The 13220-nt window shown below is 68.8% G+C and carries 13 protein-coding genes; 10 read left to right on the forward strand and 3 right to left on the reverse strand.

What is annotated here, in order from left to right:
- The first annotated feature begins 80 nt into the window (after positions 1-80).
- Positions 81-461, forward strand: a complete 381-nt coding sequence (locus tag VFA08_03280; protein HYZ12611.1) for a DUF3040 domain-containing protein — start codon at positions 81-83, stop codon at positions 459-461.
- Between the two features lie 216 nt (positions 462-677).
- Entirely contained in the window at positions 678-1160 is a 483-nt protein-coding gene (locus VFA08_03285; protein ID HYZ12612.1) for a MerR family transcriptional regulator, read from the forward strand.
- A gap of 10 nt (positions 1161-1170) precedes the next feature.
- On the opposite strand, the gene VFA08_03290 is transcribed toward VFA08_03285, so the two are convergent.
- Genes VFA08_03290 through VFA08_03300 form a run of 3 tightly spaced genes read right to left on the reverse strand, consistent with a single transcriptional unit; the run spans position 1171 to position 5592 of the window.
- Positions 1171-3486 carry a DUF3488 and transglutaminase-like domain-containing protein gene (locus VFA08_03290; protein HYZ12613.1) on the reverse strand — a complete coding sequence of 772 codons (2316 nt, stop codon included), beginning with the start codon at positions 3484-3486 and terminating at the stop codon, positions 1171-1173.
- Positions 3441-4673, reverse strand: a complete 1233-nt coding sequence (locus tag VFA08_03295; GenBank protein ID HYZ12614.1) for a DUF58 domain-containing protein — start codon at positions 4671-4673, stop codon at positions 3441-3443. The genes VFA08_03290 and VFA08_03295 overlap by 46 nt, the downstream gene beginning before the upstream one ends.
- 1 nt (position 4674) lies before the next feature.
- Positions 4675-5592, reverse strand: a complete 918-nt coding sequence (locus VFA08_03300; GenBank protein HYZ12615.1) for a MoxR family ATPase — start codon at positions 5590-5592, stop codon at positions 4675-4677.
- Positions 5593-5982: 390 nt separating this feature from the next.
- Between VFA08_03300 and VFA08_03305 the strand changes: the two genes are divergently transcribed.
- From VFA08_03305 to murF, 8 genes are all read left to right on the forward strand, one after another.
- On the forward strand, positions 5983-6465 hold the full coding sequence (locus tag VFA08_03305) for an HNH endonuclease (GenBank protein ID HYZ12616.1): 483 nt from the start codon (positions 5983-5985) through the stop codon (positions 6463-6465).
- Positions 6466-6616: 151 nt separating this feature from the next.
- Positions 6617-7051: a division/cell wall cluster transcriptional repressor MraZ gene (gene mraZ / locus VFA08_03310; GenBank protein ID HYZ12617.1), complete on the forward strand. Its 435-nt coding sequence runs from the start codon at positions 6617-6619 to the stop codon at positions 7049-7051.
- Positions 7048-7170, forward strand: a complete 123-nt coding sequence (locus tag VFA08_03315) for a hypothetical protein (protein ID HYZ12618.1) — start codon at positions 7048-7050, stop codon at positions 7168-7170. The genes mraZ and VFA08_03315 overlap by 4 nt, the downstream gene beginning before the upstream one ends.
- 48 nt (positions 7171-7218) lie before the next feature.
- On the forward strand, positions 7219-8085 hold the full coding sequence (gene rsmH / locus VFA08_03320) for a 16S rRNA (cytosine(1402)-N(4))-methyltransferase RsmH (protein HYZ12619.1): 867 nt from the start codon (positions 7219-7221) through the stop codon (positions 8083-8085).
- 104 nt (positions 8086-8189) lie between these two features.
- On the forward strand, positions 8190-8612 hold the full coding sequence (locus tag VFA08_03325; GenBank protein HYZ12620.1) for a hypothetical protein: 423 nt from the start codon (positions 8190-8192) through the stop codon (positions 8610-8612).
- A gap of 6 nt (positions 8613-8618) precedes the next feature.
- Positions 8619-10334 carry a penicillin-binding protein 2 gene (locus VFA08_03330; GenBank protein HYZ12621.1) on the forward strand — a complete coding sequence of 572 codons (1716 nt, stop codon included), beginning with the start codon at positions 8619-8621 and terminating at the stop codon, positions 10332-10334.
- A 44-nt stretch (positions 10335-10378) separates the two neighbouring features.
- Positions 10379-11851, forward strand: a complete 1473-nt coding sequence (locus VFA08_03335; protein ID HYZ12622.1) for a UDP-N-acetylmuramoyl-L-alanyl-D-glutamate--2,6-diaminopimelate ligase — start codon at positions 10379-10381, stop codon at positions 11849-11851.
- Positions 11848-13215, forward strand: coding sequence for a UDP-N-acetylmuramoyl-tripeptide--D-alanyl-D-alanine ligase (gene murF / locus VFA08_03340; GenBank protein HYZ12623.1), 1368 nt, complete (start codon positions 11848-11850; stop codon positions 13213-13215). Before VFA08_03335 ends, murF begins: the two co-directional genes overlap by 4 nt.
- Positions 13216-13220 lie beyond the last annotated feature (5 nt).

Consider the following 13220-nt stretch of genomic DNA (forward strand, 5'->3'; position numbering starts at 1 on the left):
CTCCCGGTACGGGAACGCCATTCCTATAATCGAACCGACACCTACGCCGACCAGGCCTCCTGGGAGGGACACGGCCACCGATGCCATTGTCGCCGGACGAGCAGCGGATCCTCGAAGAGATCGAACAGCGCCTATCCGAGGAGGACCCCCGCCTCGCGGAGCAAGTCAGCCGAACGTCGCTGTACACCCACCTCGCGCGTCGCATCCGCTGGTCGGCGTTCGCGTTCCTCGTGGGCTTCGTGATGCTGATGTCGTTCTTCGCCTCGCTGTACGTCGCGGCCGCGGGGTTCATCGTGATGCTCGCGTCGTCCCTGATGATCTACCGCTACTTGAAGCAACTCGGCCGCGATCAGGTTCGCGTCGTCCAGGTGAACTCCGGTCGGTTCTCCATTGCGGGTTTTCTGGCACGGATCGCTGGGCGTTTCCGCGACCGCCCCAAGGAGCCACCGACAGATCCCTAGAACGTTCTCATCTGCTCACGTCGCGAACGCAAAGAAAGTTCGTCGCGTCTCGCTGGGCGGTTGCAGGAACCGCGCCGAACGCAGTACAACAAGGCACCTTCCCCCGGGGCGTGACCGTCATCTGCACGTCGAGCCTTCCCTCGGCGACGCTGGCGGCCGGCTTGTGTTGATCGTTAGGAACGGACGGGTCGGTCAGGGAGGGCGCACGTTTCGCCGATGGATGGTTTCACCGCGCATCAAGCCACCAAGTTCACCGGGTGCACGCCGCGTCAACTCAGGTACTGGGACCAGATCGGCCTCGTCAGACCCTCCGTTCAGGGCACGGGAGGCCGTCCCGGCGTGCCGCGGATGTACTCGTTCAGAGACCTCGTCGCCCTGAAGGTCGTCAGATCCCTCCTCACGAGCGGGATGTCGCTCCAGCGCGTCCGCCGAGCCTGGGAGTACCTGAATCGGCGCGCTCACCTGGACCAGCACCTGTCCGAGGTCAAGCTCATCACCGACGGCGTGAGCATCTTCAAGGTCGCGCGACGCAACGGCGAGATCATCGACGCCCTGAACGAGGGCCAACTGGCGTTCTTCGTGGCGATCGACGAGATCGCGTCGGGCCTCGACGCGAAGATCGGTCAGTTTCGGGATGACCGCGACCGGTTCGTCCGCGCGCTTCGCGAGGCCGCGGCACATGCCCAGACCGGGTGGTAGCCCCGCGACGTCAAAGTCCCGGCCGGTACGTCCCGACGATCCGGCGAACCAGTCCAGCGTCTCTCCGAAGATCGGCGATCGCCACTCGTGCGTCCTCCACGGCCGCGTCCGCGTCTTCGGCGGCGGGCGCCGACGAACCGTACGCCGCTCGTTCGGCAAGCCTCGCCAGATCTCCCAGGTTCCCGTCGGAGAACGCGACGGCGGCGGACAATCGCGCGCGGTGCTCTTCGACCGTTTCGCCGTCGCGCCTGCCGACTCCGAGGTCCGCGGCGACGCCGTCGAAGACGCGGTACGCCGCGAGGACGCGATGCCGCGGGTCGCGAGCGCGATGGAACGCGCGCCGTCGCAACGTCCACTTCGCGACGGGAGCGAAGACGAGCAGCAAGGCGCCGGCGACGACGACGGCGAGGAAGATCCACCGATAAGGGATCGAGTAGCCGTTCTCGTTCTCCGGGGGCGGCCGGGTGTTCAGGAAGCCGGGGGGGAGCTCGCCACCGGAAGAACGGCCGGGCCCCCTGATCTCCGCGCTACCGCGGCCGCAGAGCTCGCGAGGAAGCGGCCGCCCGCTCGGGTTCCGGCAATTGAGCGACGTGCCCGAGCCGGCGTCGCCAACCGCGCCGCCCTGCCCCGCCGTCCCGTCCGCGTCGCCGGTGGTCGTGGCGTTCGAGTATGAGCCGGGGATCGTCTCGATCGGATTTGCCCGGCTCGGCGTCGGCTCGAACGGCAGCCAGCCGTAGCCGGGGAAGAAGACCTCGACCCAGGCATGAGCGTCCCTCGAGTCGACGGTGTACGTGTCGCCCAGCCGTTCACCCTCGCGAAAGCCGACGGCGACTCGGGCGGGATAGCCGAGTGCCCGCGCCATGACCGCCATCGCCGTCGCGAACTGCTGGCAGAAACCGCGCTTCGACTCGGTGAGGAAATGGAGGATCGGGTCGGTGCCTTCGACCGGTTCGACGTCTTGTGTGTATGAGAAGTTGCCGTTCCGGAACCGGTTCTGTAACGCCAGAATCTGGCCGTACGGCGTTTCGGCATCGGCCGTCCATTCGACGGCGAGCTCGCGCACGCGCGGGTCGACGTTCTCGGGGACCTCCGTCCATTGTCCGTACTGTGTGGGTGCTTCGAACCTCACGAGGTCGAGCTCCTGAGGCGACGGGGCGACCACTCTCGACGTCACGCCGTACACGAGCCCCTCCTCGAGCCCACCCGCGAGGACGACCGTGTTGAGGATCTGGTTGTAGCGGAGATCGCCGAACGGGACCGTGACCTGTTCGGCCGGGTGCGCCATCGGGAGCCACGGATCGTCGATGCCGTGGAGGATCCGGAACTGCTGCTGGAGCGGCTGAGCGTCCTGAGGGAGCGGAACCGGTCGGAGCGCCGCGGATGAGCCGAAGGCCTGTCCCTGCTCGGCGAGCGGATCGCTGCTGCTCCACGTGGCCCCGTCGAAGCGATCGAGCGCGTACAGGCGCCAGTACGCGGGTCCTCCGGGGGATGTGACCTGGAACAGGTCGACGGGATCTTCCTGCTCGAGCTGCGCGAGGATCCCGACGAACGGGTCGAGCCCGACGCCGTCCTCGCCTCCGGTCGAGAAGTCGACGAGCGCGGCAGCGCGGAACCCGGGGAGGAGTCCCGGCAGCAGCGCCGCGGAGAGCAACGCAACGAGCGCGATGCGGCGCGCGCCGCGAGACGCGACGCTCGAGAGGCGCCGCTTGCGAAAGGAGAACCACATCGGCCCCCACTGCCGGACGCGCCTCAAACCGTCCACGAACACCACGGCGAGCACCGCAGACAGGAACAGGATGGCGTACGCGGGACGTGGTCCGTCCCCGAGCACCGTGTCGGCGAACCCGACGAGCGCGACCGACGGGAGGACGGCCAGCAGCGGACTCCCGGCGCGGACGGCGAGCGCGTGGGTGGAGAACGCGGCCGTCCACGTCGAGGTGACGGCGGCCAGCATCAACGGTGCGAGCGGCGGCGACGGTGCCACTCGGAGACGAGCCTGCTGAGCGACGAACTCGAGCGAGCGTCCGATCGCGCGGAGTGTGCTTGTGCTTGGAAGGCCGTACCACGCGGTCTGCGGGTACACGAGCCATGTGAGGGCGAAGGCGAGCCCCGTAGCGCTCACGACGAGTGCCACGACGAGGCCGCGACGTTCGCACAGACCCGCGACCGCGACCGAGCCGACGGCCGCGACAATCAGTTGGAACGTCGGACGCGTGCCCTCGAACACCCGGCCGAACGCGAGCGCCATCGTCGCGGCGAGCGCGGCGACGGCGACGACCGCTACGAGCCGCTGACGACGAGCGGACGCGTCTTGTTCGTGTTCCATACGTCTTTCAGTCGATCGGATGGCGACATCACCACCACGTCCCATCCCGAACGCGTCATCGAGAGGCGCGCCTGCGAGGCCCGACCCTCGAGCTGCGCCCGGCGGTCCGGCGGCAGCGTCTGCGGGTCCGTCGGATGGACGAGGACGGCGATCTTCGGACCGAACATCGTGCCGGTCCGGATGAGAGCCGCAAGCTCGTTCGGTGGCGGCGGCGCACCGACGAGGACGAGCGTCGTGTCGCTGGCCGCCGCGGTCCTCAGCCGCGTGATGGCGTTCGTCACGGCGCGCGTCGTGTCGTGAGACACGCCGGCGAGCGAATCCAGCAGCTGCTCTTCGCCCACACGCTGCGGTGGTAGCTGCGGCGTGACGAGCCGTACGGTGAAGCCGTACCGCATCAACACGATGCCGAGCGAGGCGGCCGCCGACACCGCGCGTTCGAACGGCGGTGTGTGCGCCTGCCCGAGCGCCGTGTCGCGCGTGTCGAGGAACAGCACCGCATTCGAGCGTCGGCTCGATTCGTCCTGACGGATCATGAGCTTGCCGCTCCGCGCGACGCTCCGCCAGTGGATTCGCCGGAGGTCGTCACCCTCGACGTAACTCCGCATCGTGTAGAACTCGTCGCCCGTCCGGAAGAGGTGCTTCGCCAGCGCGAGGCCGCTTCGCATGCCGAACGGCGAGTCGGGACCGCCCACGAGCCGCTCGACCTCGGGCGCGACGACGAGCTCGTCGCGCTCGTCGAACTCGACGCGAACCTTGGTCAGCGCGAACGGATCGGACAGGTCGACGGTGAGCGGTCCGAGAACGTAGCGGCCGCGCCGCCGGGGCACGAGCGAGTACCTCACCTGTTGCCGAGCGCGCGGGTGGAGCGACGCGATGACCATGCGCGCCGAGCGGCCGAGCGCCGGAGGCAGGCGATCCTCGATCAGCAGGAACGACGTCTGGCCGGATGTCAGGTTCTCGACGTCGAGCTCGACGTGCACTCGTTGTCCCGGTTGAACCCGTGATTCGGATAGGCGACGGCGGATCCGGAGCCGGTGACGGCTCCACCGGGCGAACAACGAGGTCGCGAACGGAAGGATGACGAGACCGACGGCGATCATGTGCAGGGTCGGCGATCCCGCGATGCGAGCGGCGACCCACAGCCCGATCGCGGCACCGAAGACGACGACGCCGCGCCCGGACGGCACGTTAGGCAGACCCGCCGACCGGCACCGGGACCTCGCCTACGAGCTCATCGAGGACCGCGTACTGCGTACGGCCCCCCATGACCGCGTCGGCGGTGACGATCACCCGGTGGGCAAGCACGGGCGTGACGAGCGCCTTCACGTCGTCGGGGATCACGTAGTCCCGCTCCTCCGTCGCTGCCACGGCGCGGGCGGCGCGAAGGAGCATGATTGACGCTCGCGGGCTGGCGCCGAGGTAGACGTCGGGGTGACGGCGCGTCGCCTCGACGAGGTCGACGATGTACCGGCGAACCGCCGGCGCGACGTGAACCTGGCGGGCCTGCTCGGTCATCTCGTGGACCGACATGGCGTCGGATACCGGGCCGATGTCGTTCAGTGTCGACTGCACGCCGTGCGTCGCGAGGATCTCGGCCTCGGTGTCGGGCGAGGGGTACCCGATGGCGAGGCGCATCATGAACCGATCGAGCTGTGCCTCCGGCAGCGGATAGGTGCCCTCGTGCTCGATGGGGTTCTGCGTCGCGATGACCATGAACGGCGATCCCAGCTGGTACGTCTCCGTGTCGATGGTGACCTGTCGCTCCTCCATACATTCGAGGAGCGCGGATTGCGTCTTCGGGCTGGCGCGGTTGATCTCGTCCCCGAGCACGATGTTCGCGAAGATCGCGCCGGGCCTGAACTCGAAATCGCCGCGCTCCTGATTGAAGACGTTCACGCCGGTCACGTCGGTCGGCAGCAGGTCCGGCGTGAACTGGATCCGGCGGAACGAGCAGTCGATCGACCGTGCGATCGCCTTGGCCAGCATCGTCTTGCCCACGCCGGGGACGTCCTCGATCAGGATGTGGCCTTCGGCGATGAGCGCGGCAAGCGCGAGCCGGATCTCGCGGTGCTTGCCCTGGACGACCTGCTCGACGTTCTCCTCGATCTCTCGGAAGCGGCGGCCGAAATCCTGCCAGTCGCTGGTCGGTTGCTGTCGAGCCTTCAAGGGGCCTCCGGGGGTAAGACTCGCTCATCTTACTGGCGCGTTTCTAGACAACTGCGCCCGGCGGGCGGCGCCGCTCGGACGATGAAGGGGTGGTCGCCGGTTCCCGACGATGACGAGACGGCGGCGCCCGCACCCGGCCGGTGGACACCCCGCGCGGCCCCTTGTTCGCTACTTCCAGGTATCCCGTCGGGCGAAGGCGCCGCCGCCTCGGTGCGGAATCACAACACTGCGATTCGGTCGGATCAAGCATCTGAACGTGTCGGGGCGCGGGGGCGGCGAATGTTCCATGCCGAGTTCTTGCAGGTGGCTGCGTATACTCGCTTTGCCGGCATGGGAAGAGCACTGGTCCTGAACACGTCGCACCAGCCGCTCGCGGTGGTCACTGCGAGGCGCGCCGTGGTGCTCGTCCTGAAGGAGAAGGCCGAAGTTCTTGCCTCCGACGGTCAGGTCTTCCACTCCGAGCGCGTCTCGATGGACGCGCCCTCGGTGCTCCGTCTTCGCAGGTTCGTTCGCGTTCCCTACCGCGCTCAGGCGCCGCTCACTCGTCGAGCCGTGTTCGCGCGTGACCACTGGACGTGTCAGTACTGTGGCGCGCCTGCGGAGAACCTGGATCACGTGGTCCCGAAGTCGCGCGGCGGGACGCACTCGTGGGACAACGTCGTCGCGGCGTGCCGCCGCTGCAACTCCAAGAAGGAGAACCGGTTCATCGACGAGGCCGGTCTCCACCTAGCGCGACTTCCGCTCGCGCCATCGGACGGGTTCCGTCTGGCCCTCGGCCGCCTCGAGCCCGAGTGGGAGGCATTCCTTCCCTGAGGGCGTGAGCTGATCGGCGCGATCGGCGCCACTGTCGGACGCTCCTCCGGATCGATCCCCGTTCCATTGGGCCATTTCTCTACGCGCCGCTTGACGCGGTGGAGTGCCAGTGGCATAAAGTGGAGCCTGGTGGAGGAGAAGGGGAGGACGCGTGGCCGAGCTGCTCGGCACGCACAGCTACCAGCTCGACCCGAAGGGGCGGATCAGTCTGCCGGCTCGGTTCCGCGACGCGTTTGCAGATGGTGCGGTACTGACACTTGGTCAAGACGGCTGCCTCTTCTGCTTCCCCAGGGCCGAATGGGAGTCGCGAGCGGTTGAGGTTCACGGCCGCCCCATCTCCGACGCCGAGTCACGTGCCTACGCCCGCATGTTCTTCGGTAAGGCCGAGGCCGTCGACCTCGACGGCCAAGGACGGTTGCTGATCCCGCAGCGGCTCCGCGCCGAGGTCGGGATCCGCAAGGAGCTCGTCGTACTCGGCGTCTTCGACCGGATGGAGATCTGGGATCGCGAGACGCACGAGCGGTACGAGTCCGGGCACGGCGGCGCCTATCGAGCCGGCACGCTCGCACCCGGGGGGAGCGCATGAGAAGGAACGGTCCGCTCGGCCGGGAGGTTCGACAGAGCCTCTCGTTGATCGCCATGACGGCCGCGACGATGGTCCTCTACCTCGGTGTCGGTTTGCTCGCCGCCCGTCTTCTCGGGTGAGGGGATCGAAGGGGAGCACTGTGCGCAAAGCGAACGTCGTGTGGCCGGATTGGCGGGCTCGTGTGGGCCGGGCATGAGCCGGTCATGGCTGACGAGGTCGTCCGATTCCTCGGCGATCGAGGAATCGTGATCGACATGACGCTCGGCGCGGGGGGACACGCGGAGGCACTCCTGGAGGCTGGCGTTCGACGTTTGATCGGGATCGATCAAGACCCCGACGCGGTCGAGACCGCAACGTCCCGTCTGTCGCGGTTCGGCGACCGCTTCACCGCCGTTCGGACCCGGTTCTCACAGCTGCCCGCGGTGAACCGGGTCGACGGCGTCCTATGGGACCTCGGCGTGAGCTCGATGCAGCTCGATCGCGCGGAGCGCGGCTTCTCCTATCGGAACGACGGTCCGCTGGACATGCGGATGGGAGCCGAGGGCGAGAGCGCGATGGACGTCGTGAACTCGGCACCGGAGGAAGAGCTCGCCAGGATCCTGTTCGAGTTCGGCGAGGAGCGTCGATCGCGCCGAGTCGCGGCGGCCATCGTCCGGGCGCGGACGCGGTCGCCGATCACGACGACCGGTGAGCTCGCTCGAGTGGTCGCGGGCGCCCTGGGAGCGCGGCGGGGAGGCCCCCACCCCGCGCGCCGCACGTTTCAGGCGCTCCGCGTCGCGGTCAACCGGGAGCTGGAGGACCTCGCCCTCTCCCTGCCTCGAGCGGTAGAGGCCCTCGCTCCCGGTGGCCGCATCGTCGCGATCTCGTACCACTCGCTCGAGGACCGGATCGTCAAGCGCTTCGTCAACGAGCGCGACGACCTCGAACCGCTTACCAAGAAGCCGCTCCGCCCCTCGAAGCGAGAACAGGAACGGAATCCGCGCTCCCGCTCGGCGAAGCTGCGGGCGGCAGAGAAACGAGGCGACGCAGCGTGAGCACCCCCGCCCGCAAGCTGACCGCTCCGCGTCCGGTCGACCGGTGGACACCGGCCGGTCGCAGCAGAGCAGGGGCTCATGAACGAGCGCAGCGAGCCCACGGGGTGGAAGCTCCTCTGCGACGCGACAACCGTGCGGTTACCCCGAAGCGACGGCGGAAGCAGCACCGGCTGGGCTTCGCGGTGTTTGCGTCCGCGCTCGTGGCCTCGATGGTCCTCGGCATCGTCGTCTTACACGCGCTGCTCGCGCAGCAGTCGTTCCGCCTCGTCGATGCGGAGCGGAAGATCGATCGGCTCGGCGTCGAGCGTCTCGAGCTCTTGCGCGCGCAGGCCACCCTGTCCGCTCCGGGTCGGATCGCCGATTGGGCGTTCCGGCACGGCATGCGTCTCCCCGACGACATCCGGATCCTTCGCGCGCCGGAGGGCTCGGGCGATCCGTCCGGAGCGGTCACCACCGTCGGCGACGCGACCGACGAAGCGTCCACGCCGGACGCCGCCCGAGCTTCAGCGCCTTCGGAGAACGGCTGATCCGGCGTGGCACGTCCACCGATCGGCCGTCTCGTCGCGCTGCTCACCGTCATGGCGCTCGCGCTCGTCGCGATCGTGGTCCGCCTCGGCGTGCTCGCGGTGGCTCAGACCGGGCACATGAAGGATCGGGCGGCCGACCAACGTCTTCGGACCTTCGTGCTCCCGGCCGATCGAGGCGAGATCCTCGACGCGAACGGTCGCCGGCTCGCGCTATCGATGCCCGCGACCGACGTGTATGCAGACCCGCGATATGTAGACGATCCGTGGGTCACGGCGACTCAGCTGGCGCCGATCCTCGACCAACGCGTGAGCGCGCTCGTCGAGGCGCTCGCGACGGATACGACGTTCGTGTACCTCGACCGTCAGGTCGCCCCCGACGTGGCCGAACGCATCGCGGATCTTGCGCTTCCGGGGATCGGGTTCCTCGACGTCACCGAGCGCTTCTACCCGGCGGGGCCGGTCGGCGGACAGGTGGTCGGGTTCGTCGGCGTCGACGGCGAAGGGCTCGCCGGCCTCGAGCTCCAGTATCAGGACCTCCTGGCCGGGACGCCCGGCCGGCGGACGGTGGAGATCGGGCGGGATGGGCAACCGATCGCCAGCGGCGTGTTCGACGACCGGCCGCCCATTCCCGGATGGTCCATCGTCACGACGATCGACCGCGACCTGCAGTTCCAGGTGCAAGCCCTGCTGGAGGAGGCCGTCCAGCAACAGCGGGCGAAGGGCGGAACCGTCGTCGTTCTGGACCCGGGGACCGGCGACGTTCTCGCCATGGCGAGCTACCCGTGGTTCGATCCCAACGATCTCGGCGAAGCGGCGCCGGGTACGATCCGAAACCGCGCGATCACCGACGCGTACGAACCGGGATCGACGAACAAGGTCATCACCGCCGCCGCCGCCCTCGAGGAACGCGCGCTGCCGCTCGATCAGTTGCTCTCGGTCCCGTGGACGATGCGGGTCGGAGACTTCACGATCCACGACGCGGAGTCGCACACGTTGCAACAGATGATGCTCGGCGACGTCATCGCGCGCTCGAGCAACATCGGCGCGGTTCAGGTGGCCAACGAGGTCGGTTCGAGCGACATGGCGGCGTACCTGGCGCGATTCGGTCTCGGCAGCGAGACGGGGATCGGGTTCCCCGGCGAGTCGAGTGGCATCACGGTGCCGTTCTACAACTGGGACGAGGTGATCTTGGCGACGACGGCATACGGACAGGGCATCACCGCCACACCACTGCAGATGGCGTCGGTGTTCGCGACGATCGCCAACGACGGGCGTTGGGTGCGTCCTCGTCTCGTTGAGGCGAGGATCGACCCCGAGGGCGTTCGGCACGACGCCGCGGCGTCTCCGGAACGCAGAGTCGTGTCGCGAAGCACCTCGCTGAACGTCGCCCGCATGCTCGCCTTCGCCGTCGAGCACGGCACGGGAAAGAACGCGTCGGTTCCGGGGTATCAGGTCGCGGGGAAGACGGGGACGGCACGGATTCCGCTGCATGGCGAACCCGGTTACCTGGAGGGACAGTACATGGCGTCGTTCATCGGGTTTCTGCCGGCGCGCGACCCTTCGGTCGTGATCGCAGCCATCCTCGATCGGCCCGCTCAACGCTATGGAAGCGTCGCGGCCGCGCCGCTGTTCCAGCGAGTCGCGCGCGCTGCGATCGCTCAGCTCCGGATAGAGGCCACCGAGCCGCTCAGTCCGCCACCGCACGCGCTGCCGGCGGCATGAGCCGCACGCCGGGAGCGGCTGACCAGGCGGTACGCTCAACATCCGTGGCCTCTCTCCCCTCCGACCCGGCCACGGCTCGCCTGTCGGACGTGCTCGCGCACGCCGAGGCGATCGAGGTCCGGGGCGACGCGGGCGTACCCGTGACGTCGCTGTGTTACCGATCCGACGAGGCGTCGGCCGGCTCGCTGTTCTTCTGCGTTCCGGGTGGGCATCGCGACGGCCACGAGTTCGCGGCGAGCGCCGTGACCCGTGGCGCAACGTCCCTGGTGCTCGAACGGTGGCTTCCGCTGAACGCCGTTCAGGTCTGCGTGCCGTCGGTTCGAGCGTCGATGGGACCGGTTTCCGCCGCATTCCACGGGCATCCCGCGGAGCGGATGACGCTCGTCGGTGTGACCGGCACGAACGGAAAGACGACCACGACGTACCTCCTGGAGGCGGTGTTCCGACATGCCGGACGTGTTCCCGGAGTCGTCGGGACGACTGGCGTTCGCATCGACGGCCGCTCCGTGCCGTTCCCGCGGACCACTCCGGAGGCACCCGACCTCCAGCGGCTGCTCGCACAGATGGTCGACGAGGGCGTCGATGCGACCGCGATGGAGGTCTCATCGCACGGACTGCACCAGCATCGGGTCGGCGGCATGCGCTTCGACGTCGCTGTGTTCACCAACCTCACGCAGGACCACCTGGACTATCACGCGTCGATGGGGGAGTACTTCGAGGCGAAGGCACGTCTGTTCGCGCCGGAGGTAAGCGAGGTCGCGATCGTGAACAACGACAGCGAATACGCCAGGCGGATCGCCGGCCGTATCCCAACGATCTTGTACGGGATGGGCGAAGGAGCCGAAGTCCGTGCCACTGAGATCGAGACGACCCAGCGAGGCGTGTCGTTCCGCGTCGGCGACGTGCAGGTTCGCTCGCCGTTGCGCGGTGAGTTCAACGTCGAAAACTGTCTCGCGGCGCTGGCGACCGCCCGCGCGCTCCACATCGACCTGGACGTCGCCGCGGCGGCCATCGGAACCGTTCGCGGTGTGCCCGGTCGAGTCGAGCCCGTTGAGGCGGGTCAGGAATTCCTCGTGCTAGTCGATTACGCGCACTCGCCCGACAGCCTGGAGAACGTTCTTCGCGCCGCACGGCCGCTCGCGACGGGACGACTGCTGGTCGTGTTCGGCTGTGGGGGAGACCGGGACCGCGCGAAACGCCCGCTGATGGGTGGCGTCGCCACATCGAACGCAGACCTCGCGATCATCACCAGCGACAACCCGCGGAGCGAGGACCCGGCCAAGATCATCGCGGAGATCGAATCGGGGGCGGCCCCCGGCGAGGGTGCGTACTTCGTCGAGCCCGACCGCCGCTCCGCGATCCGTCTCGCGATGTCGGAGGCACGAACGGGTGACGTCGTCGTGATCGCCGGGAAGGGTCACGAGACCTATCAGGAGCTGGCCGACCGGACGATCGCGTTCGACGACCGCGACGTCGCCGCGGAGGAGATCCGCGCGCTGGGCACGGGGAGCGCGTGATCCCACGTTCGCTCTCGGAGGTCGCGGCCGCCGTCGACGGGCGGCTCTTCGGCGGCGACGCGACTGCCGATTCGGTGAGCACCGACAGCCGGGTGGTCCGGCCCGGCGCCCTGTTCGTCGCGCTCCGCGGCGAGCGGACCGACGGTCACGACCACGTCGGTGAAGCGTTGGCGTCCGGCGCCGTGGGAGCGATCGTCGACCGACCGGCGCAGAGCGCCAACGGGCCCGTGATCGAGGTGCGCGACACCGGCCGTGCGCTGCTCGACCTGGCGAGCGACGAACGCACGCGGCTCTCCGACGTGAAGGTGATCGGCGTGACCGGTTCGAACGGCAAGACCTCGGTGAAGGACCTTGCCGCCGCGGTGCTTTCGACGCGGTACCGCACGCACGCGAGTCACGCGTCGTTCAACAACGAGGTCGGCCTCCCCATGACGCTCCTCGACGCCGAGCCCGGCACCGAGGTGCTCGTCCTGGAGATGGGGGCGCGTCACGAGGGCGACGTCGCCGTCTTGTTCCACGTTGCTCGCCCGGACGCCGTGCTGGTGACCAACGTGGGCGTCGCGCACATGGAGGTCTTCGGGTCCTGGGAAGCCATCGTTCGCGCCGGCGCCGAGCCGATCGAGCGGCTCGGTGCCGACGACGTAGCGATCCTGAATGCCGACGACGCGGTCGTCCGCGGCTACGCCGAATGCGCGAAAGCGCGAGTGATGTGGTACGGCACGGCGGTAGAAGCGGACGTCCGCGCGACGGACGTCTCGCTCGGGGACGACGGCCGCGCCAGCTTCACGGTGGAGGCCGCCGGGGAGAGCCAGAGCGTCGAGCTCGCCGTCGCCGGCGAGCACATGGTGTCGAACGCGCTCGCCGCCACCGCCTGTGGGCTCGGGTTTGGGCTGTCCGCGGCGGAGTGTGTGGCCGCGCTGAAGGGCGCGCGCATATCGCGATGGCGGATGGAAACGTTCACGACATCGCGCGGCCTCGTCGTCGTCAACGACGCCTACAACGCGAACCCCGAATCGATGGCCTTCGCGTTGAAGACGGCGCGGTGGATGGCCCGGCGAGGGCGCCTGGCCGCGGTGCTCGGCCACATGGCCGAGCTCGGCCCCATCGCGTTCGAGGAGCACGAGCGCCTCGGCGAGCTCGTCGTCCGCGTCGGCGTCGACCGTCTGATCACGCTCGGCGAACCGGCGCAAGCGATCGCGCGCGCGGCCGTCCGCGAAGGACAGCTGCCCGAGGACGTCGCGAGCTACGACGCTCCGGAGGACGCCGCCGCCGACGTTCGGTCGTGGGCCCGCCGAGGAGACGTCGTCATCCTGAAGGGCTCTCGCGTTGCCGGCGTCGAACGGGTCGCGGAGCTGGTGCGATGAGAACG

The sequence above is a fragment of the Actinomycetota bacterium genome (assembly GCA_035640355.1).
Lineage (GTDB): Bacteria > Actinomycetota > UBA4738 > UBA4738 > HRBIN12 > CALGFI01.